Source organism: Vogesella mureinivorans (assembly GCF_007644035.1).
Taxonomy (GTDB): Bacteria; Pseudomonadota; Gammaproteobacteria; order Burkholderiales; family Chromobacteriaceae; genus Vogesella; species Vogesella mureinivorans.
Genome location: NZ_VMTV02001028.1, coordinates 1 through 281, shown reverse-complemented (window position 1 = coordinate 281; position 281 = coordinate 1). Strand labels below are relative to the sequence as shown.

The following is a 281-nucleotide window of genomic DNA, read 5'->3' as shown; positions in this document are numbered from 1 at the left end:
CTGGAAGGTGAACTGCGCGCCGAGGATGCGGCCGAGCCGGCGCGCTGGTGGGATGCCCACGCCTTCGATGCGATCCTGCTGGACGCGCCCTGCAGCGGCACCGGCGTGATCCGCCGCCAGCCGGACATCCTGCTGCATCGCCGCGCCGAGGACATTCCCGCACTGGTCGCGCAGCAGGCGCGCCTGCTGCGTGCGCTCTGGCCTTTGCTGGCCCGGGGCGGGCGCTTAGTCTATGCGACCTGCTCCGTGTTGAAAGACGAGAACGAGCGCCAGATCGATGC

Annotated in this window: 1 pseudogene; it reads left to right on the top strand. The window is 70.1% G+C overall.

The annotated features are described in order from the left end of the window. A pseudogene (locus tag FLQ44_RS22585) lies at window positions 1–281 on the top strand (16S rRNA (cytosine(967)-C(5))-methyltransferase RsmB); the annotation flags it as partial.